Here is a 717-nt window from a genome sequence, read left to right as displayed (position 1 = left end):
GGAATGTCTGTAGCAATTGGTGCAGCTCAAGCTAAAAAATTAAACAACGACAATCATATCGTTTATACACTTCATGGTGATGGTGAATTGCAGGAAGGTCAAAACTGGGAAGCCATTATGTATGCGTCTGCTAAAAAAGTAGACAACTTAATTGCAACTGTAGATTTAAACGGAAAACAAATTGACGGAACAACGGACGAAGTTTTATGTATGGGAAGTATCCGTGCTAAATTTGAAGCTTTTGATTGGGATGTTTTAGAAATTAAAGAAGGAAACAACATCGAAGCAATTATTGCGGGTATGAATGAAGCAAAAGCAAGAACTGGAAAAGGGAAACCAGTTTGTGTATTATTGTATACTGAAATGGGTAATGGTGTGGATTATATGATGTACAGTCATGCTTGGCATGGTAAAGCACCAAATGATGCTCAATTAGAAAATGCATTAGCTCAAAATCCAGCAACTTTAGGTGACTACTAGAATGAAGATTGTAGATTAACGATTTCTGATTTTCAGATTTTTTAATCTTTCAATTTTTTAATCTTTCAATTTAAATTAGAAAATGAAAAAATATATAAATACAGGAAGTAAAGATACTCGCTCAGGTTTTGGAGTGGGAATGACTGAATTAGGTCAGAAAAATGAAAAAGTAGTAGCACTTTGTGCGGATTTAATTGGATCATTAAAATTTGATGATTTCAAGAAAAATCACCCAGA

General features: G+C 33.5%; 1 protein-coding gene and 1 pseudogene. Both read left to right on the top strand.

The window, feature by feature from the left end:
* The coding region (locus AAGV33_RS16355) for a thiamine pyrophosphate-dependent enzyme (protein WP_373393446.1) at positions 1 to 480 on the top strand (480 nt) is incomplete at its 5' end.
* Between the two features lie 82 nt (positions 481 to 562).
* Positions 563 to 717: pseudogene (locus AAGV33_RS16350) on the top strand (transketolase family protein); the annotation flags it as partial.

Origin of the sequence: Flavobacterium magnesitis (genome assembly GCF_041729735.1) — a bacterium.
Taxonomy (GTDB): Bacteria; Bacteroidota; Bacteroidia; order Flavobacteriales; family Flavobacteriaceae; genus Flavobacterium; species Flavobacterium magnesitis.
Note: the sequence above shows the minus strand (reverse complement) of the source record. Positions and strands in the feature narration are given on the sequence as shown.